This window comes from Mesorhizobium sp. M6A.T.Cr.TU.014.01.1.1 (genome assembly GCF_004022765.1).
In the GTDB taxonomy this organism is placed as follows: Bacteria; Pseudomonadota; Alphaproteobacteria; order Rhizobiales; family Rhizobiaceae; genus Mesorhizobium; species Mesorhizobium mediterraneum.
Genome location: NZ_RZPG01000009.1, coordinates 165,771 through 184,198 on the forward strand (window position 1 = coordinate 165,771; position 18,428 = coordinate 184,198).

Sequence of the window (18,428 nt, forward strand, 5' to 3'; positions counted from 1 at the left end):
GTGATAATTTTTTAGGGGATAACCGATGGAATTTTATATTTTCGGGTCTGTCTCATTTGTATTGGCAATAATATTGGCAGTGTTTGGTGTTATATCAAAAAGTATCGATTCCAATCGGCGTGTTTCTGTTATTTTTGTTGCGGCAATTATCAGCGTTCCAGGATATATAGTTATTTGGGATTTTGCTTTCTATAAAGAGATTTGGTTTTTTTGGTGGGGTTAAGCTGTGTGTTCCCGATTCCGCAGGAGACAATAGATGTCATTATTTTTTTGGGGATTTGTGAGCCTTGTGTTGGCGATATACTTGGCAGTAAAAGGCGTCAGGTCCAAATCATTGACGCCGCTTCAGCGCGCTTTTGTCCTTTTTGGAGCTGCAGCACTTAGCATTCCCGGATTTTTTACTATTTATTTTTTATTCGTAGTTGCCATTCTGATGCATGACAGCCCATTCTGATTTTCAACGCCTTTAAGTAAAGGCGGTGCGCCGTCTGTGGTCGGTGATATCTGAATTATGCAAATCCCAAGGTTTCGGATGAGAGTAATCTTGTCTGGATATATAAGCTTGACGGCCCAAAGCTTGGACAGCATTGGCACGGCACAGTGCACGAGCTTCGGAAATTTCGCCCTCGCACCGGGATGACGAAGGATACGCATGACGCTCCGTATCATCCCCGCAACCTTGCGCGATCTCTCCTACATCGCCGCCAATCTGCGCCTCGAGGACCGGGCCGAGATCGACTGCCAGCTCGACCATTGGTCGCCGGCGCTGCTGGCGCTCACCGCACTGCAGGGTTTTGCTTATGTCGCCGAGCTCGGTGGCAATCCGGAAGCCGGTTTTGGCGCCGCCGAGCAGCGCGGCGGCTTATGGATCGCCTGGAGCTGGGGCACGCGCCGCATGAAGCGCTGCGTGCCTGGGATTACTGAGTTCTTTCACGCCGTGCTCGGGCCGCAGGTCGCTGCGCGCGGCGCCTGGCGGGTCGAGGCGCGGGCGCTGGCCGCCAATGAATTGGCGCTGCGCTGGCTTGCCCGGCTGGGCGCCACTGAACGTTGTCGTCTGCCGGGCTACGGCCGCAACGGCGAAACCTTCATCCTCTATGACTGGACAAGAGAAAGCTGGAACGATGTGCCTTTTTCAAAAGCCGCCGGCGCTGAAGCCGCTGCCACCAACACCGACCATTGCCGACAAGGACGTGGAGGCGCGCGAGGCAGCGCTCCGGGCTGAGCTCGAGCAGCGCCAGGGAACGCTGAGCACTGTCAAGACCGATCTGTCGCCCGGTGATCTCACCGGCCAGCGCCGCGTGCTTCTGGGGGTGTGAAATGGGCGCGATGAAACGGGTGTTCAGGAGCCGGGGCGACTGGCCCTGGTGGTATTGGCGGCGTCTGGCAAGGTTGGTGAAGCGGCGAGGATAATCTCTCCCCTTGAGGGGGAGATGTCGCCGAAGGCGACAGAGGGGGTCGTCGCGCGTAAAGCGCCAACCTCCACTGCCGCAAGAGAGGAAGCCGCGTCTGGTCGTGCCGACCCCCTCTGGCCTGCCGGCCATCTCCCCCTCAAGGGGGGAGATTACGCCTTTTTCGCGAACGCCCAGACCATCAGCGGGTATTCCTCGTCGTTGCTCAAATCGCGCCATAGGCCGTAGGCGCGCACTGGGCCGCCGATATGGGCTTTGGCGCAAGCTTTGTTGCCCCAGCCGAACACTTCTATGTCGGCTTCGGCGAAACCGCCTTCGACCATCACCTGCTTCAGGCCGGCGGGGGTCCAGCGGTTGTAGTCGTGCGGCCTGGCATGCACTCTGAACAGGAACGGTGTCGCTACCATCGCCCAGCCGCCCGGTCTGGTCATGGCATGGATATTCTGTGCCGCGGCGAGCGGGCGTTGCACATGCTCCAGCACCTGGTCGGCAATGACGACGGAATATTGCCGGTCGGTGCGGTCCTTGCAGATGTCGAAATCGGGGAAATCGACCGAGGTATAGTTGGAGCACATCGTCTTCCAATAGCGGTTCCAGCCGGGCGAAATCTCGATCACGTCAGATGATTTGCGGCCGTCCGCCTCAAGAAACGCGGTGAACGCCTCGATCTGCCTGATGCGCAGCCAGTTGCGGGAATCGTAGCCGATAAGCCGCTTTGCAACCTGCTTGCTTCGCCTCGTCAGGGCACCGGGTAGGCTCTCCGTCATTGTCACATCGACCTCCTTAAAGGCCCGCCGCGCCTCCCTTGAACATCGCAAAAGCGGACAAAATTCGACCGCGCTAAAATAAGCTGAGATCACCGAAGAAAGATTGCCATGACGAGCGATTCCCGTGCCCACGATATCCTGTCGCGACAGGCCGAACTGGAGAGCGAGCGCAGCCAGTATGAGGCTGTCTGGGAGGCGGTGTCGGAATTCTGCGATCCCGATGCCCCCGACATCTGGAGCGGCCGCCGGCGGTCCGGACCGGCCTCGCAGGCCGAACGGCAGGAGCGGCGCGGTGCCCGTGTCTACGCCAACACGATCAACTCGGCCGCCAACCGGCTGGCCGCCGGGCTGGAAAGCCTGATCATTCCGCAGTCGGAAAAATGGCACGGGCTGTCGACCGCCGCCATGAATGACGAGGAGAGCGACGAGGAAAAGGAATGGGCGGAAGCGCTTCGCGATTTCCTGTTCTCGCTGCGCTATTCCGCCAATTCGAATTTCGTGCCGGCAACACAGGCCTGCCTGCGCAATGTCGTGCGCTACGGTCCGGCCTATCTCTATGCCGAGGAGGGTTTTGGCGGCACGCTGATCCGCTATGCCTCGATCCCGGTGGTCGAAGGTTTTCTCTCGCGCAACCGCTGGGGTCAGGTCGATATTTTCCACCGCCGCTATGAGCGCACCGCGCGGCAAGCGGCGCAGCTGCTCGGCTATGAGAAGCTGCCGGCACGGATCAAGATGCTGGTCGACGACCCGGCCAAATGCGAGACGAAGATTTCGCTGATCCAGTGCATCCAACCGCGCGACGAGCGCAAGATGTACCGGCTCAGCGGCTCCTACCAGTATCTCGACACGGCATTCGCTTCCTATCACGTCATCGAGGACGAGGAGGTCATCGTCAGGGAAAGCGGTTTCCGCTCCTTCCCGGTGTCGTGCTTCAACTGGCGCCGCTACGAGGGCGACCCCTATGGCATCTCGCCGACCATCGAGGCGCTGACGACGGTGCGCGAGGAAAACGCCGTGCGCCGGTCGGGCCTCAGGGCGCTGCAGCAGATCACCGATCCGGCGACCGCCTCGAAGGCGCGGCTCGACTATGTGCCGGTGCTTAATCCCGGCGAGAATTATCCCGGCTTGATCGACGACCAGGGAAGGCCGCTGATCGCGCCGATCGCCACCGGCCAGAACCCGACCTATGCGTTCAATTATGCCGACAGCCGGGCCGAGGAGATCCGCGACATGATGTTCGTCAACCTGTTCCAGACGCTGGTGCAGAACCCGCAGATGACGGCGACCGAAGCCTTGATCAGGCAGGAAGAGAAGGGCGCGCTGCTCGGCCCGTCCGGCTCGATCATCCAGGCGGGTTTTGCCTCCAACCTCGACCGCGAGCTGGGCATCCTCGAGGACAAAGGATTGTATGAGGAAGACAGCCGCTTCCTGCCGCCGGCGAGCCTGGCCGGCAAGGCGGTGCGACCGACCTTCACCGGGCCGCTCGACGTCCTGCGCCGCTCGGCCGAGGCGCGCGACACCATCCAGGTGGTCACCACGGCCATGCAGATGGCGCAGTTCGATCCCGGCGTCATGGACAATATCGACGGCGACGAGGCGCTGAAGATCGTGCAGGGCGCCGGCCGCAGCCCGCAACGCATCTTTCGCCGCCAGGACGAGGTCGCCGGTATCCGCGACGCCAGAGCCAAGGCTCAACAAGCCCAGGCTGGTATGGCGGCGATCGCCACTGCCGGCAAAGTGGCCAAGGATGGGGTGCCGGCGGCGATTCAGGCGCGCGACAGCGGCCTGCTCGATGGTTTGCAAGGCATGCTGCAGGGTGGTCAGCCTGACACGTCGGGCGGCCCGGCTGCGCCGGGTGCCGGCGCATGAGCCGGAAACGTTTTGCCCATTCCGGGCAGGCCGGCGGTCCGGCGAAAGCGCGTGATGCGCTGACCAAGGCCTATCTCAGGGTTTTCTCCGGGCAAGACGGCGAGATGGTGCTGGCCGATCTCGCGGCGACGACGGGCTATTACCGCCGCCCGTCCTATGGCGAATGGATGGCCCGGACCAGGACACCGAATGGCTTCGAACTGCACAGCGCGCTGAGCAACGCGCGCGCCGAAGTGGTGCAGCACATTATGGGGTTCCTGACGCTGGATGAGGCGCAGCTGGCGGCGCTGGAGAAGGCGGCGAGGCTGGAAAGCAAGTGATCCCTTCTCCCCTTGTGGGAGAAGGTGGATCGGCGCTTTAGCGCCGAGACGGATGAGGGGTGTTGGAAGAAATGAGAGGCTGGCTACCGAGTCACCGATCTGGACGAGGTGTGCGCCAAGCTAGAACCCCCCTCATCCGGCCGCTTCGCGGCCACCTTCTCCCACAAGGGGAGAAGGGAAGACCAGCGCCGGCGCTACGCTCAATAATTGCCGTCGTAGTAGCGGTCGTCGCAAGGTGCGGTGTAGATGCGGCCGCTGTTGCGGTCCTGATAGCGGCAAAGTTGTTCGCCGCGCCGCTGCGGCGTGGTCGCGCTGCCCACCACCGCACCGAGCAGGGCGCCGCTGGCTGCGCCGATGACGGTGCTCTTGGTATTGCCGCCGATGGCCTGACCGACGAGCGCGCCGCCGGCGCCGCCGATCAGCGCGCCGGTTCCGGCTCTCTGCTGGCCTTCGGTCTGCGCACACCCTGCCAGCACGGCAGTCAGAAGCGCGGCGACAATGGCTTTCTGCATGGTCATTTGGAGTCCTCCTTTAAAGCCTTGGGTCAATGCCTTGCCAAGTGGGGTCGCATTGCGGCGGAACAGGGGCACCATGCCTCACGAAATAAGACATGGTTTCTTTCGTCTTGACGGTCCAGGCCTCCGGCTCGGAAAGATCATGGTCAAACAAAAAGATCATAAAGATCATGGTTTAACAAGACGATAGAGCTGGGCCCTATCGAAATGAATCAAGCTTCGGCCGTGACGAACCCGCCTGCGGCGGGTCCAGCCGATCCCCCAAATCCCCCAAGAATGGAGAATGCCATGACCCGAGGTCTTTCCCGGACGCTTTCCCGTGCCGCGGCCCGTGAGGCCGGCTTTGCCCCGCCCAAGGCCGGGCTTGCCGCCAGGACGAGCGGGCAGGGCGGCGCATACCGCACCGTTTTTTCGTTCAACGACATGCAAGTGCCGGTCACCGATGCGCTTGCCTATGCCAGCCAGAAGCTTTTTGATTTTCTCGACGGCAAGGTGCGCATCAAGGGCGGCACCGCCAGGCTGCAATTCGCCGTATTGACCACCCGCACCTCGACCATCAACGACAATGCGGCACTCACCTGGTCGCTCGGGTCGGCGGCGGCGTCGAGCGCTGCTCTCGCAGGCACCATGGTCAACGTTCTGGCCGCGACCGGTCGCGCGCTGGACGGCGCCGGTGCTGCACTATCGACCGCGTCGGTCGCCGACGTGGCCGCAGCAGCGACGCTGGGTGGGACCGCGACGCCGGTCGACCTCTACCTCAACCTGGCGTTCGCCACCGGCACCGACATCGACGCCGATGGCACGCTCGCCATCACCGGCACGATCACGCTGCTGTGGGAGAACTGGGGCGATAACGCGTAGCGTTAATCTCCCCCTTGAGGGGGAGATGTCGCCGAAGGCGACAGAGGGGGTCGGTGCGACCGGGCGCGACCTCAGCGACAGATGGAGGTTGGCGCTCCACGCGATGGTACCCCCTCTGGCCTGCCGGCCATCTCCCCCTCGAGGGGGGAGATACTGGGCTCCGCCGCCAGCTCCTATCATCGGCCTTTAACCTCACAAAAGGAACATCTCATGACAGATCTGGCAGACGCCGGGTCCGTGGCTGCGCAGACGCAGCCGGCGGGCAACCTTGCATGGCCACCGGCCAACGGGGACAACAGGTCCGCCCCGCCGGCTGGCAAGAGTTGGTTTGACGGTCTTTCCGAAGGCAACCGCAAGCTCGCTGAAACCAAGGGTTGGACCAAGCCTGAAAGCCTCGATCGGGTTTTCACATCCTATGCGGAGCTGGAACGGCAACAGGGTGAGAGCCTGCGCGTTCCCGCTGCGGATGCACCTGGGGAAGACTGGGACAGGTTCCATGCCCGGCTTCCCCTGGCGATGCGTCCGCTGACATCGCCTGACAAGGTCGAGTACAGGCGTCCCGACGGGCTTCCCGAAGACTTCGCCTATTCGGATGAGCTCGCCAACGCCTCCAAGGCCTGGGCGGTCGAAGCCGGCGCTACCCCAAAGGTCGCGCAGGCCTATCACGACCGCTTCGTCGGCTACATGGCCGAGCAGGCCAAGGTGCAGCAGATCGCCCTTGCCCGTTCGGTCGAAGCCACTCACGACGACTTGGTCCGGGATTGGGGACCGACCGACAGCGATGGCTTCCGCCAAAGACTGGAGGTCGCCAACCGGGCAATGAAGAAGCTCGGCCTGGTCGATGCCTATAAGGCGAAGGGCATCCTTCTGCCGGACGGGGCGTTGACCGATCCGCAGATCGCCAAGGCGTTCCACGCCATCGGCGAGGCGATGTTTAGAGAAGACACGATCGACGGCGGCGCGGCTTTGAGTGGAGGCAACCCCTTCAAGCGCAACGCCGCCGGCGAACGCAACCTGACTGATATCTCAGCCCTCGTCAAAAGCGATCCCGCCCGCGCCCGGCGGCTGGCACGCGAGGCCGGCGAAAACCCCGATCTGTGGATGCCCAACAACCCCCTCTAAAGCTGGACCGTGATCTCCAGCGAAAACCGGTTCCCACTTTTCGGGATCATAGTCTAGCCGCCCCACCAAACCTGAAGGAAGACAAAAATGGCAGACGCCTACACCCGTATCGCGGACGCGATCGTTCCGTCCGTTTATGCACAATACTCGTTCGAGGAGCATGTCCAGTCGCTCGAGATCTACCAGGCCGGAATCCTGTTTTCCGACCCGGCCATCGCCTCGAAGCTTTCCATGGGCGGGCGTTCCGTCGACATGCCCGGCTGGAAGGATCTCGGCAACGATCCATCCGAGCCGGTCAGTGACGATCCGGCCGATTCGATCGAGATGAAGAAGATCGGCGCGCGCCGCGAGGTCGCTGCCCGCAATGTCCGCGCCCAGGCGTGGGGCATTCCGGACCTGACCTCGATCCTTGCCGGCGACGACCCGCAGAAGCTGATCGTGCGCCGCCAAACCGACTACTGGCAGCGTGCCAACAAGCTGACTCTGCTCGGCATCCTGAAAGGCGTGCTGGCCGACAACATCGCCAATGATGCGGGCGACCTCGTCCGCGTCACCGGTGCTTCCATCGTCGACACCGACATCATCGAGGCCGCCTATCTGATGGGCGACCGCGCCGATAAATTCAAGACGATCTGGATGCATTCGAAGCAGATGAAGGCGCTGAAGCTCGCCGACCTGATCGACTATGTGCCGCCCTCCGAGCAGGGCGGGCCGCTGATCCCGTACTACATGGGCTTGCGGGCCGTCGTCGACGACGACATCCCGGTCGCGGCGGGCGTCTACACTGCCTTCATGTTCAAGGACAAGGCGATCCTGTGGAACGAGCTGCCGGTCAACACCGAGGGCGGGCCGCTGGAGTTCGACCGCAAGCCGCGCCAGGGCCATGGCGGCGGCGTCACCGAAATGGTCGGCCGCCGGCACTTCGTCCCGCACGTTCCGGGCACGCGCTTCCTCGACGCCTCCTCGGCCGGCGAATTCCCCACTGACGCCGAGCTTGCGCTGGCGGCGAACTGGGACCGTACTGCGTCGAGCGTCAAGAACATGACGTTCATCGCGCTGAAGACGACCGAGGCGTGATCGGACCGGAAGGGCGGGAGCATCAGACCTCCCGCCCCTTCCGGACGCCAGGTCGGCCAATGTGGCGAATTCCAGATTCACGCGCTGCGCTGCTCCAGAGTGAAACAAGTCTTGGGGCTCGCAACATATTCATGTTGCACTTTAATTAATCGCCGTCACCAAACGGTTACACAAAAGGGCGATGCTGCCTTGTCTTGGCAAAGGAGGGTAACCATGAACATGACATATAAGGCAGTTCAGGAAGTGCTCCGAAAAGCGGGCATTGTCATAAGCAAAAAGGGGGAAGTTCACCGTATAAACTTCTTCAGCGGTCTGGAAAACACCGCCTACTACACGACAAGTCTTCAAGATGCCCTGGACAAGGGTTTGGCGATGGGAAGAGGTGCAGGAAAGCTGCAAGCAAGCGCCTTTGCCAAGTCAGCCGAAGCAGGGCGGCGGATCTCGACGAGCGCACGCCTCGGCTGATGCCGCAGGAATTCAGGCCGCAAGTCATCGCCGCGTTGTGCGGCGACATCGTGAAACTGCAATAGCGACAATATCATCGTCTTTTCCTTGCTCGAACGAGCACAAGGGACTGAAAACACATCCCACGCCACCCGTTTCCTGACGGGTGGTTGGTATCGTGACGGGTTCCACGCACAAGACGTGCGAACGTTTTGCTCAAGCCAAAAATCACCAAACGCCCAGCCGCTACGAAGCGGCTCTTTGCCGTGGGGCCGCCATGCCCTGCTTTTCCCGATCCATACTCACGGAGGCCTAAACCATGGCCATCACCCCGCTCGACATCGCCAACATGGCGCTTGGCGTCCTCGACGAGGCGCCGATCGACAGCCTTGACCAGGATGTGAAAGCCGCGCGCTTGCTCAACCTGCATTTCGACCTGACCCGCGAAGCCGAGCTGACGAAACACGCCTGGGTCTTCGCCATCCTGGCGGCCACGGTCGCTGGCGCCGACACTGGTAGCGGCGCGGGCACGCTGAACTTTGCCTATGAATTGCCCATGGACTGCCTGCGCCCGTTGCCGCTGACCCACAATGGCGAGCCGGACGGCATGCCGATCTCGTGGCGCCAGGAAACCGGGCTGATCTATTGCGACCAGTCCGGGCCGCGCCTCATCCGCTACGTCGCCAACCTCACCGACCCGAACGACTGGGACGCGCTGTTCACGGAAGTGCTGGTGAGCGCACTTGCGGTCAAGATCGCGCATCCGCTGACTCACAAGGCGGGCCTGATCGACATCGCCCGCGGTGCCTATGACCGGGCGCTGGACGCGGCGTTCCACACCAACGCCATCCAGCGAGGCGGCAGGCTGTCGACGTCGTCCTGGGCGATCCAGCGCGGCGACAACCGGTTTGTGCGCTGATGACGACGCTCTATCCGGTCCAGGACACATTCGTTCGTGGCGAGATCAGTCCGCGATTGCATGCGCGCGCCTCGCTCGATCTTTATCGGGCAGCGCTTTCCAAATGCGAGAATTTCGTCACCTTGCCGCATGGCGGCATCAGGAAGCGCGGCGGCACCATCTTCGTCGGCGAGGTAAAGAACGCGGCCAAGACAACGCGCGGCATCCCGTTCATCTTCTCCTCCGAGCAGGCCTACTGCCTGGAGTTCGGCGATTTCTATATCCGCGTCTATGCTTATGGCGCCCGCGTCGGCACGGTCGAGATCGCTTCGCCCTATGCGGAAGCCGACCTCTTCGATCTCGCCTATGTGCAGTCTGCCGACCAGATGTGGATCAGCCACAAGGACTATTCACCGAAGGTGCTGACGCGCACCGCGCATCAGACATGGACGCTGGAGGATTTCGAATTCCTCGATGGTCCCTATGACGACATCAACGAGACCGGCACGACGCTGACACCAGCCGAGACCGGTCATCTGACGCCGGCCATGACTGGCAATACGACGCCAGGTGGAACGGTCTCGAATGCGGGCGGCGATCCCGACGCCTACCAGATGTTCGACCGCGACAGGGTCCAGAACATACTGATCGCCGGCGACTCGATCGGTTATATCCGCTACCGCAACGCGGCCGCCGCGCAGCGCATCGTCGATGCCTACTGGATCACCGCGGCCAGCAAGGCGACGACCAATTTCGACTTCTTCACGGACTGGGAAATCCAGGGTTCCAACGATGGAGCGAACTGGGTCACCCTCGACACCAGGACGGCGGAGACTGGTTGGTCGAACAGCGAGACAAGGTTCTACGAATTCACCAATTCGACAGCCTATGAATACCACCAGATCGTCTTCAGCGGCGGCGGCGGCGACGACGCAACGCACACACGCTGCGCCGAAATCGCCTTCCACATCAAGGCTTCGGACCAGACGCCATTCAACCTCACTGCTTCCTCGATCGTCGGCATCAATGGCGACGCCGGCTTCCAGTCAAGCGATGTCGGCCGCGCCATCCGGCTGCTGGGTTCGGACGGTCGCTGGCGCTGGGCCAGGATCACCAGCCGCACCAGCCCCACCGTCGTCAAGATCGTGCTCCACAACCATGCTCTGCCGAACCTGAGCCCGATCACCCGCTGGCGGCTCGGCACCTTCGTGCCGGGCAAATATGTCGAGACCGGCTCGCTCTACGAGGAACGGCTGGCCTTCAGCCGCAGATTCTCGGTCTATGCCTCGGCGACCGGCGACTTCGATAATTTTGCGCTCGGCGAAAAGGACGACGCCGCACTGGAATTCGTGCAGGCCGGCGGCGGCCAGGCCAACGACATCGTCTGGATCGCCGATTCCGACGGCGCGCTTTTGATCGGCACATCAGGCGGCATCCGGGCGCTGTCGGGCTCCGGCATCGACGAGGCGCTGACCCCGTCGTCGTTCAAGAATCGCAATTCGCGCACCTTCGGCTGCGCCCGCATCCGCCCGGTCGCTGCCGGGCAGTCGTTCCTCTATGTCACCCGCAGCCGCAAATCGATCGCCGAGCTGGTGCAGACCTCGGTCAGCAAATTCACCTCCGACGATATCGGCCAGGTCTCCGAGCATATTCCCAAGCAAGGCGTCGTCGAGCTGGCGTTCCAGACCGACCCCGATCCGGTGCTGTGGTTCCCGCTCGAAAATGGCGAGCTCGGCGGCTACACGCACCAGCCGTCGCAGGATGTGCGCGGCATGCACCGGCATCGTCTCGGTGGCGCCTTTACTGGTTCGGAATGGGGGATCGTTGAAAGTGCGGTTGTGACGCCAGGCCAGAACGGCGCCGACGATGTCTGGCTGTTCGTCAAGCGCAGCATCGGCGGCGTGACGAAGCGCACCATCGAGATCATGACGGCGCCGTTCGAATATGGCGGCCTCGACGACGCCTTTCAGGTCGATTGCGGCCTGACCTATTCGGGGGCCGCCGTCAATGCCGTCTCCGGGCTCGATCATCTCGACGGCGAGAGCGTCGACGTGCTGGCCGGCGGCAAGATCTATAAGGGCCTGCCCGTAGCTGCCGGCCAGGTGACGCTGCCGGGCGGCGCCGTGGCCAGCAAATGGCAGGTCGGGCTCGGCTACCAGTCCGAGGCCAACACGTTGGAACTCGATGTCGGCGGGCGCGACGGCTCCATTGTCGGCCGCCGCAAGAAGATCGCCAAGGTGATGCTTTCGCTACTCGAGACCGACACGTCGGGGCTCGAAGTGCAGTCCTTCCTGCGCGGCCGCTGGGAGAAGGTGCGCATGCCAAGCATTGTCGCGCCAGACGGCAAGGCGAGCCTGTTCACCGGCAATGTCGAGGTGCCGATCGACGACAGCTGGGAAGGGCAGGGCAGAGTGAAGATCCGCCACGTCAACCCGACGCCCTGCACCATTCGGGCGTTCACGCCGGTGTTCGATGCCGAGCCTTAGGAACTGCTGATCTCCCCCCTTGAGGGGGAGATGTCGCCGAAGGCGACAGAGGGGGTCGGCGCGTCCTGACGCGACTCCCATAACGGACGTAAGAGGCTGACGCTTCACGCGAGACAACCCCCTCTGGCCTGCCGGCCATCTCCCCCTCGAGGGGGGAGATAACCATCCCGCCCCCAAAAAGGACCCTCCTCCCGTGACCCTATTCCCCCATGCCAAAGATCTTGGCAGGGCGCGGACGGCTGCCGATTTCGCTGCCGTCATCGCCTTGCTCGACACCGACCTCAACAATGCTGCCGCCCGCAAACAGGAGCTGGAACGGGCCGAGGATCGCGCGATCTTCGGCGACGGCGACCTGGGCGAGGTGCGCGCCGCGCTCACCGACTGCAATGCGGCAATCGCGCTGCTGGAGAAAACCGTCGAGGCGGCGAACAAGCGCCGCGTCGAAGCCGCCGAAAGGGAAGCGCGGGCCGACATCGTCGCCCTGGGCGACGAGATCAAGTCCAAGGCCGCTTCGCTCGGCGAGCGCTGGCGCACCGTCCACCGGCTGATCGAGCAACTGCGCCAGGAACTGTTCGAGGCCGACGCGCTCGTCCGCGCGATCGCCACTGCCAACGGCCTGTTCAACGCCGCCGGCGTTGCCGACCTCAAAATCAATCTGACCACCACCCGGCGCGCTGCCATGGCCGGACCGCACGCGGCCGTGCCTGCCCGTCTCAGTCGGCCAGCGGTTCAGGCCGACAGGCTGCTTCTGTCCTTCCTCAGCCCCGGCGGCGCGCTCGACCCGCGCCCGGCGCTCGGCGCGCCGGTCGAAGGTGTCAAAAGCAAATTCATTCCCGCCAGCGAACGAGGCTGACCATGTGCACACTTGCCCTTATCGGCACGGCTCTTTCGGTGGGCGGCGCGCTGGTCGAAGGCCAGCAGTCGAGGCAGATGGCCGACTACCAGGCCAAGGCCTATGAGCAGCAGGCGCAGGCCGAGGCTCAAAGCGCGGCCTTCGAACAGGGCCAGGAGCGTCACAAGCAGGACCTCTTGCTGTCGCAGGCGCGCGCCCAGGCGGGTGCCTCGGGCGTCGGCATCGCAGGCTCGCCGACTGAGGTGCTGGCCGCCAATGCAAGGCAGGGCCAGCTCGACATCAAGGCGATCCAATACGGCTCGCAGCTGCGCCAGAACAATCTGGCCGCGCAGGCCGCCATCTCGCGCTTTTCCGGCAAACAGGCGGTGACCGCCTCGATCTTCAAGGCCGGCGGCAATCTCGTCGATGGCCTCTCCAAAATCCAGGACCCGAGCGAGGGTTCGACCCCGACAGCATCGGCGCCGAACCGGGCCGTGATCTTTGGCAGTTCGGCACTCAACGATCCGTGGGCGGGGATGCGATAAATGGCGACCATTCCCCTCCAGCTCGCCCAGCGCCGGCTCGATACCGGCAACGTGGTTTCCTATCCCGGCGGCTCGCCGCTCGGCGCCGCCATGCAAGGCTTTGGCGACGAGCTCTCGGCCGTCGCCGAGCGGTATCGGCAGCAGAAAGAGCAGCAGGAAGCGTTCGATGCCGAGATCGTCCGCCGGCAGTTCGACGGGCAGATCGCGCAGGCCGAGAATGACGCGACCCAGAACGCGCCGGCAGACGGCAGCGGCCTGCATGACAGCATGTATGGCCAGGTCGATCCACGCACTGGCCAGGTGGTCAAGCCAGGCCTGTTTGACACGCTGTTCGACGGCATCCTGCCGAAAATACCCGAGAGTCAGCGCGCGAATTTTATCAAGCAGAAGGAAATCCTGCGCGCGGCCGGTTCGGCGCGCATCGCGGCGAAACAGGTTCAGCGCCGCCAGGACTATGAGCAAACCGAGCTCAGCACGGTGCTGGAAACCAACGCTACCGCCATCGCGCAGAGCGACCCGGACGATACCATCACATTCGAAGCGGCCCGGCAGGACGGGCTCAACCTGATCGACAAGATGGGGCTCGACCCGCAGATCAGGCAGCAGATCGTGAAAGACTGGTTCAGCACCACGGCAAAGGCCCGGTTCCAGGCGTTGATTGCCAAGGATCCCACGCGGGCCCTCGAAATGTTCGGCGTGGTGCAGCCAGCGAATTCCTCTGGCAGCGACATCACCCAAGTCGCCGGTGCCGCCAATGCATCGAGCGGTAGCTCCAGCGCGGTGGCTCTGAAGGGCGACGGGACTGGCACCGCACCCATCGACGCCATCACCTACCTGGCGCCCGGCGAAGTTGAAGCGCTACGCAATCAGGCCAACACGGCGAATGCCGCGCAACTCGTCGATGCCCGCGCCGAGGTGCAACTCGCAGAGCAGAATGCCCCGGCCGTCATCGCCACCACGGGCAAATATCCCGAGAAGAAGCCGACCGAGCAGGATTTCGTCAACATTTACGGTGCCGAAGAGGGCATCAGGCATTTCCAGAAATTCAACATTACGGCTGGCATTGCCGGTGCGGTCTTCGACATGCGCTCGGCGCCGAACCAAGCAATACATGCTGAGCTTCGGGATTTTGAACCCGGCCCAAACGGTTCGCCAGAAGAGCGCGAGCAATACGAGATAAAGGCCGGCGCCGCGCAATTGGCACTGGGTGCCAGACGCGCCGACCCCGTCGGCTATATCAGCCAACTATTCCAAGACAAGGCTCCCGACTGGAGGAAGGTCTCAACTCCGGACGACTACAAGACTGCCGTAACCTGGGCCGTCGCTGCCCAACAAGAGATGGGCTTCGACGGGATGCTGCCGCTGCCCTGGGCCGCAGCTGACCAACAGGCCGCGAAATATATCGACCAAAGCGTGCCGTTCGAAACGCGTCTTGCCGAGTTGAGTTCGATTGTCCTGGCGGTTCGTGACCCGGATGCACGCAAGGCGATGGCCGAACAGATTTCCTTGGCGGCGGAAGCCCAATGGCGAGCCAAGGCTGCCCAAGATCCGAACGTCACGTCAGAGTTGTTGGAAGCCCAGGTTGCGGTGCTCAAGAATGGGCTGGCGTGGATCGGGGAACATCCGGCGCAGGCTCAGTACAGCACCATGCCGTGGCTACAGCAATTCGGCTTGGCGTTCTCGGATGTCGGTCGCCTCACGGCTAAGGGCGCGGCCGCCGGAGGTGCGGATGCGATCTCCGCCAAGCTGGACTCCGCTTTGTCGGGTGGGAATTACGAGGACCTTCTCAAAAATGAGCGGGCCGAGACCGAGGACGCCGAGGACCGGGCCGGCTCGGCCGGTTGGGCAGCCGAGGCCTTCGGCGCCGGCTTGAGCGGATATGGCCTGGTAAAGGGCGCAATCGGTTTGCTAGGCCGGGCAGGCATCGGCGCGGCGGCGGAGACCGGCTTGACCGGCATTGCCGCCCGAACCGGCGTAGGGGGCGTGGCGGGTGGCGCTTATGGCGGGGCATACGCCTTCAACACAGGCGAGAACGTTCCGTGGGGGATTGCCAACGGCGCGCTTTGGGGCGCTGGCGGCAATCTCCTTGCCGAGGGGCTCGGTGCAATTGGCAGCCAGGTGGTGGCAAGGCTCACCGGTCGGCCCGCCGATGTTGATCCTGCCGCAAGCCCGGAACCTACAAATTCTCTGGTTTCGGAGGCTGTTCCAGAGCCGCTCACAATGGAGGGCGAGGGCGTCGCCGGCGGCGGCAGCCACATCGCCGTTGGTGATGACTTGCGCATGCGCTACATGCGAAAATGGAATGATGCGCAACGAGAAGCAGCAAGCCTCAAAGCCCAGCGGCTGACTGATCGTGAGACCTCTGTAAACCATCACTCGGTTCGGGATTCGAAACCGGCTCGCCGCAGGTATATTGAGGCTGGCAACGAGGTCGCGCCTAACGAGGACGTCGATCATATAGTTGATTTGCAATTAAATGGGCAAGAAACACTATCTAACTTTAGCGGCCTAGATCTGAGCGTGAATCGGAGTTTTGGCGCCCAGATAAAGAACCAAATCAAGAATCTCCCTCACGGGACGAGAATCAACAAAGTGACGATTGGAGATCGCTAGTGTTTGAGAGGTTCATTCGAAACTTTCCAATAGACGGCAGGTTACCGACCGACAGTGGCAATTTCCCGTTGGATTCGAAAATCCACGGATTGAGCGAGTTGCTCTCCAGTTTCGGCGGTGCTTCGTTCAAGCATGGTCTGTACCGCATCATTCGTGCGTCAGAGGTGGCGGATTGGAATGAACGTGTCTGCCTGGGTTTCCCTAAATTCACTGGGCGGATCACCTGCTTTGGTTACGATTGGCAGGGGACCGCATTCGCGACCGATACGTGGCGGCTAGAGCAGGGGGAACCAGGTGTCGTGATGTTCGAACCGGGCACGGGACAGGCCCTTCAGATACCTGCCAATATCCGGACCTTCCACGAAGTCGAACTTATGGAGGACGAAGAGGCAGCGCTGGCCGCCAACATGTACGCAGATTGGCGGGGCGCGGGCGGCGCCGAGCCTGCGTATAACCAATGCATAGGCTATAAAGAACCACTATTTCTGAACGGCAAGGACGAAATCGAAAATCTGGAACTATCGGACTTGGAGATCTATTGGCACTTCATGGGCCAACTGATAGTTCAAGTTAAAGACCTGCCACCGGGAACACCCGTTCGTATCAACCTTAGATAACGACAAGGTCCGGGTGGCAGATGACCACCGAGTTGTTTGAGATGTTGCCCCGAAAATTCTGTGGGCTCTAAGGTGCAATCTTGTTCGGGCGTCCATTGCATTGACCGTAGCTGAACCTTTGCAACGTTGGGAAATCCTAGGAAATAACATGAACACTGCCATCCCAGACCTAAGCAGCGTCACCCGCCTGCCGTCGACCGACAAAAGCACAGGCGATGAAGAGCTTGATGCTGCACGTCGGGAAGCCCGGAAATATCTTGAATTCTATGATTGGGTTTCAGCCATCAAAGGTGAATACTTCGGATACGGCGCCGATGGCATAATCTACATTTTTTTGTTCGAGATCGTGCCCGGCAGACCCGATGTGGCTCAGTGGATATGGGTGATCGTTGGCGATGTGCCTCCAACATATATACCTTGTGACGACGCCAAGAATCCCTATGAGGCGCTGGACGGATATATCGGCGCCATGGAAGAATGGGTTGAGGCCGCGCGGCAGGGGAAGTCGGTGGCGAAGTTGATCCCTGTCAATGTGCCGGCGAATCCCGCTACGCTGAAATGTTGGGCAGCCGTCTCAAATTCCTCGACGAAAAGGTTCTGCCGGAACTTCGAGAGTGATGTACTGGGCTCGCCGACAAGCGCGGCCAATCGTGCGCGCACCGGCCGGTGGTCTGATTATGGTCATGATGGTAGCCTATGGCGTGCCGCAGGTTCGGATGTTGCGCGAGCTGGTAGTTCCCTGTCGGGACCATGTCAGGCGAGCCAGACTTTTCAGATGAAGGACTGACCTATCTTGTTACGCGTAGACTCTTTTCCGATCATGGCAAGGATCGTTTTTCTGGTCACGTTGACCGGCGTTCTCCTGCTTGCTCTTCTGCCGGTGCGGTTCCTGCCGGATCTCGGCATGGCGGTCACGTTTCATGACGACAAGCTCAACCACGCCATCGCCTTCGTCGTGCTGGCGGCCTTGGGAAGCCTCGGCTGGCCGGAACACAAGACAAGGCTGATTGTTCTCCTCGCTTTGACCGGCGCGGCGATCGAGGTTCTTCAGGGCGCGCAACTGATAGGGCGCGATATGGATGTGCTCGACTGGGTTGCCGACTGCGCCGGCATGGCGTGCGGGCTGACAATCGCAGGCTGGACAAAGAGGCGCGTTGGCGGATTGACATAGGCCGCAGCGGACACCCCGGCTAGGCCAGCTGCGTTTCTTCCGCGCCCCAAGGGCCGGAACCTTCCCCCGATACGCCATGGACCGCACGTCCCGTGGGCGAAATCTCAGAACACTTTCCAGCCTCGCTTTCGCGGGGCTTTTTTCATGGAGCAAGCCTGATGGCCCGACCTGCAACTGCCGCCGTTCGACTTCTGACCGGCGAACGCGAACCCGTGCGTCTAGCGACCACGGTCAATGTCATCCTCCAGGGTTTGCAGACCATCGACGGCGTGCCGGCGGCGGTCGGCGACCGGGTGCTGGTCAAGGATCAGGCCGACCCGACGCAGAACGGCATCTACACGGTGAGCGAAGGCGAATGGTTCCGTGCCGCCGACGCCCGTACCGCCCGCACCCTGCAGAAGGGAACGACGGTTCACACGCAGGTCGGGTCAGCCAATTCCGACCGGGTGTTTCAGTTTACGGCCGACGCGCCGGTCGTGGGCACCGACGCCATCGCCATTATCCCGTTTGTGCCGCCCGACGTTTCGGACGTTGTCGATGAGGTCGAAGCGCTGCGCGATGAAACGCAGGTGCTGAAGGATGCCACTGAGGCCAGTGCCGGCCAGGCAGCCGCCAGCGCGTCCACCTCCGCCGCCGATGCCGGACAAACCGCCGCCAATGCCGGACAAACCGCCGCCGATGTCGTCACTACCGCGGCCAATCTGGCCAGCGCCCAGGCGGCGCGCGACGCATCTTTGTATGGCAAGGGTATCTTTCCGACGATCGCGGCGGCGATCGGCCTTGGCGTCGTCGGCAGCGGTGCGGATCGCGGCGGGCTCCGGCGGCACTGATGGTGCCTTCGACCTGGCGTTTACCGGCGGTGCCGGTTCGGGTGCCGTCGGG

Annotated in this window: 20 protein-coding genes; 18 read left to right on the plus strand and 2 right to left on the minus strand. The window is 62.2% G+C overall.

The genetic code is table 11. The features are described 5' to 3' along the window. The first annotated feature begins 25 nt into the window (after window positions 1–25). The 3 genes from EN885_RS12725 to EN885_RS12735 all read left to right on the plus strand — a co-directional run bounded on the left by EN885_RS12725 (window position 26) and on the right by EN885_RS12735 (window position 1,222). On the plus strand, window positions 26–223 hold the full coding sequence (locus EN885_RS12725) for a hypothetical protein (protein ID WP_127205320.1): 198 nt from the start codon (window positions 26–28) through the stop codon (window positions 221–223). Window positions 224–256: 33 nt separating this feature from the next. Next, a complete protein-coding gene (locus EN885_RS12730; RefSeq protein WP_128243032.1) occupies window positions 257–454 on the plus strand; it encodes a hypothetical protein in 198 nt (65 codons plus the stop codon). 198 nt (window positions 455–652) lie between these two features. Beyond that, window positions 653–1,222, plus strand: a complete 570-nt coding sequence (locus tag EN885_RS12735; protein WP_128243031.1) for a hypothetical protein — start codon at window positions 653–655, stop codon at window positions 1,220–1,222. A gap of 339 nt (window positions 1,223–1,561) precedes the next feature. Here EN885_RS12735 and EN885_RS12740 read toward each other — a convergent pair whose 3' ends face one another. Then, window positions 1,562–2,176, minus strand: coding sequence for a methyltransferase domain-containing protein (locus EN885_RS12740; protein WP_128243030.1), 615 nt, complete (start codon window positions 2,174–2,176; stop codon window positions 1,562–1,564). 108 nt (window positions 2,177–2,284) lie between these two features. Between EN885_RS12740 and EN885_RS12745 the strand changes: the two genes are divergently transcribed. Continuing rightward, window positions 2,285–4,045, plus strand: a complete 1,761-nt coding sequence (locus EN885_RS12745) for a portal protein (protein ID WP_128243029.1) — start codon at window positions 2,285–2,287, stop codon at window positions 4,043–4,045. Beyond that, entirely contained in the window at window positions 4,042–4,365 is a 324-nt protein-coding gene (locus EN885_RS12750) for a hypothetical protein (protein ID WP_126105759.1), read from the plus strand. The genes EN885_RS12745 and EN885_RS12750 overlap by 4 nt, the downstream gene beginning before the upstream one ends. A 200-nt stretch (window positions 4,366–4,565) precedes the next feature. Here EN885_RS12750 and EN885_RS12755 read toward each other — a convergent pair whose 3' ends face one another. Beyond that, entirely contained in the window at window positions 4,566–4,883 is a 318-nt protein-coding gene (locus EN885_RS12755) for a YMGG-like glycine zipper-containing protein (protein ID WP_128243028.1), read from the minus strand. Between the two features lie 285 nt (window positions 4,884–5,168). Between EN885_RS12755 and EN885_RS12760 the strand changes: the two genes are divergently transcribed. The 13 genes from EN885_RS12760 to EN885_RS12820 all read left to right on the plus strand — a co-directional run bounded on the left by EN885_RS12760 (window position 5,169) and on the right by EN885_RS12820 (window position 18,376). Next, entirely contained in the window at window positions 5,169–5,741 is a 573-nt protein-coding gene (locus tag EN885_RS12760; protein WP_128243027.1) for a hypothetical protein, read from the plus strand. 210 nt (window positions 5,742–5,951) lie between these two features. Further along, window positions 5,952–6,863 carry a hypothetical protein gene (locus tag EN885_RS12765; protein ID WP_128243026.1) on the plus strand — a complete coding sequence of 304 codons (912 nt, stop codon included), beginning with the start codon at window positions 5,952–5,954 and terminating at the stop codon, window positions 6,861–6,863. 87 nt (window positions 6,864–6,950) lie between these two features. Next, complete coding sequence (locus EN885_RS12770; protein ID WP_128243025.1) at window positions 6,951–7,940, plus strand: Coat protein; 990 nt, start codon at window positions 6,951–6,953, stop codon at window positions 7,938–7,940. 213 nt (window positions 7,941–8,153) lie between these two features. Then, window positions 8,154–8,405, plus strand: coding sequence for a hypothetical protein (locus tag EN885_RS12775; protein WP_127205307.1), 252 nt, complete (start codon window positions 8,154–8,156; stop codon window positions 8,403–8,405). 298 nt (window positions 8,406–8,703) lie between these two features. Further along, window positions 8,704–9,303 carry a hypothetical protein gene (locus EN885_RS12780; protein WP_127205306.1) on the plus strand — a complete coding sequence of 200 codons (600 nt, stop codon included), beginning with the start codon at window positions 8,704–8,706 and terminating at the stop codon, window positions 9,301–9,303. Further along, window positions 9,303–11,768, plus strand: a complete 2,466-nt coding sequence (locus EN885_RS12785; RefSeq protein WP_128335183.1) for a hypothetical protein — start codon at window positions 9,303–9,305, stop codon at window positions 11,766–11,768. Before EN885_RS12780 ends, EN885_RS12785 begins: the two co-directional genes overlap by 1 nt. A 265-nt stretch (window positions 11,769–12,033) precedes the next feature. After that, entirely contained in the window at window positions 12,034–12,621 is a 588-nt protein-coding gene (locus EN885_RS12790; protein ID WP_245461488.1) for a hypothetical protein, read from the plus strand. A gap of 2 nt (window positions 12,622–12,623) precedes the next feature. Next, entirely contained in the window at window positions 12,624–13,145 is a 522-nt protein-coding gene (locus EN885_RS12795) for a hypothetical protein (RefSeq protein WP_128243930.1), read from the plus strand. Then, entirely contained in the window at window positions 13,146–15,758 is a 2,613-nt protein-coding gene (locus EN885_RS34220; protein ID WP_245493072.1) for a hypothetical protein, read from the plus strand. It abuts the gene before it with no gap. Window positions 15,759–15,847: 89 nt separating this feature from the next. After that, a complete protein-coding gene (locus EN885_RS12805) occupies window positions 15,848–16,375 on the plus strand; it encodes a T6SS immunity protein Tdi1 domain-containing protein (RefSeq protein ID WP_245467931.1) in 528 nt (175 codons plus the stop codon). Between the two features lie 148 nt (window positions 16,376–16,523). Beyond that, window positions 16,524–17,162 (plus strand): hypothetical protein, encoded by a 639-nt coding sequence (locus tag EN885_RS12810; RefSeq protein WP_206532300.1) that lies wholly within the window; start codon window positions 16,524–16,526, stop codon window positions 17,160–17,162. Window positions 17,163–17,195: 33 nt separating this feature from the next. Further along, entirely contained in the window at window positions 17,196–17,546 is a 351-nt protein-coding gene (locus tag EN885_RS12815; protein WP_095482679.1) for a VanZ family protein, read from the plus strand. A gap of 158 nt (window positions 17,547–17,704) precedes the next feature. After that, complete coding sequence (locus EN885_RS12820; RefSeq protein WP_128243932.1) at window positions 17,705–18,376, plus strand: hypothetical protein; 672 nt, start codon at window positions 17,705–17,707, stop codon at window positions 18,374–18,376. Window positions 18,377–18,428 lie beyond the last annotated feature (52 nt).

Excerpts from the sequence above, each read along its gene's own strand:
- EN885_RS12725 (WP_127205320.1), top strand. The coding sequence starts at position 26 with ATGGAATTTTATATTTTCGGGTCTGTCTCATTTGTATTGGCAATAATA.
- EN885_RS12730 (WP_128243032.1), top strand. The coding sequence starts at position 257 with ATGTCATTATTTTTTTGGGGATTTGTGAGCCTTGTGTTGGCGATATAC.
- EN885_RS12735 (WP_128243031.1), top strand. The coding sequence starts at position 653 with ATGACGCTCCGTATCATCCCCGCAACCTTGCGCGATCTCTCCTACATC.
- EN885_RS12740 (WP_128243030.1), bottom strand. The coding sequence starts at position 2,176 with ATGACGGAGAGCCTACCCGGTGCCCTGACGAGGCGAAGCAAGCAGGTT.
- EN885_RS12745 (WP_128243029.1), top strand. The coding sequence starts at position 2,285 with ATGACGAGCGATTCCCGTGCCCACGATATCCTGTCGCGACAGGCCGAA.
- EN885_RS12750 (WP_126105759.1), top strand. The coding sequence starts at position 4,042 with ATGAGCCGGAAACGTTTTGCCCATTCCGGGCAGGCCGGCGGTCCGGCG.
- EN885_RS12755 (WP_128243028.1), bottom strand. The coding sequence starts at position 4,883 with ATGACCATGCAGAAAGCCATTGTCGCCGCGCTTCTGACTGCCGTGCTG.
- EN885_RS12760 (WP_128243027.1), top strand. The coding sequence starts at position 5,169 with ATGACCCGAGGTCTTTCCCGGACGCTTTCCCGTGCCGCGGCCCGTGAG.
- EN885_RS12765 (WP_128243026.1), top strand. The coding sequence starts at position 5,952 with ATGACAGATCTGGCAGACGCCGGGTCCGTGGCTGCGCAGACGCAGCCG.
- EN885_RS12770 (WP_128243025.1), top strand. The coding sequence starts at position 6,951 with ATGGCAGACGCCTACACCCGTATCGCGGACGCGATCGTTCCGTCCGTT.
- EN885_RS12775 (WP_127205307.1), top strand. The coding sequence starts at position 8,154 with ATGAACATGACATATAAGGCAGTTCAGGAAGTGCTCCGAAAAGCGGGC.
- EN885_RS12780 (WP_127205306.1), top strand. The coding sequence starts at position 8,704 with ATGGCCATCACCCCGCTCGACATCGCCAACATGGCGCTTGGCGTCCTC.
- EN885_RS12785 (WP_128335183.1), top strand. The coding sequence starts at position 9,303 with ATGACGACGCTCTATCCGGTCCAGGACACATTCGTTCGTGGCGAGATC.
- EN885_RS12795 (WP_128243930.1), top strand. The coding sequence starts at position 12,624 with ATGTGCACACTTGCCCTTATCGGCACGGCTCTTTCGGTGGGCGGCGCG.
- EN885_RS34220 (WP_245493072.1), top strand. The coding sequence starts at position 13,146 with ATGGCGACCATTCCCCTCCAGCTCGCCCAGCGCCGGCTCGATACCGGC.
- EN885_RS12810 (WP_206532300.1), top strand. The coding sequence starts at position 16,524 with ATGAACACTGCCATCCCAGACCTAAGCAGCGTCACCCGCCTGCCGTCG.
- EN885_RS12815 (WP_095482679.1), top strand. The coding sequence starts at position 17,196 with ATGGCAAGGATCGTTTTTCTGGTCACGTTGACCGGCGTTCTCCTGCTT.
- EN885_RS12820 (WP_128243932.1), top strand. The coding sequence starts at position 17,705 with ATGGCCCGACCTGCAACTGCCGCCGTTCGACTTCTGACCGGCGAACGC.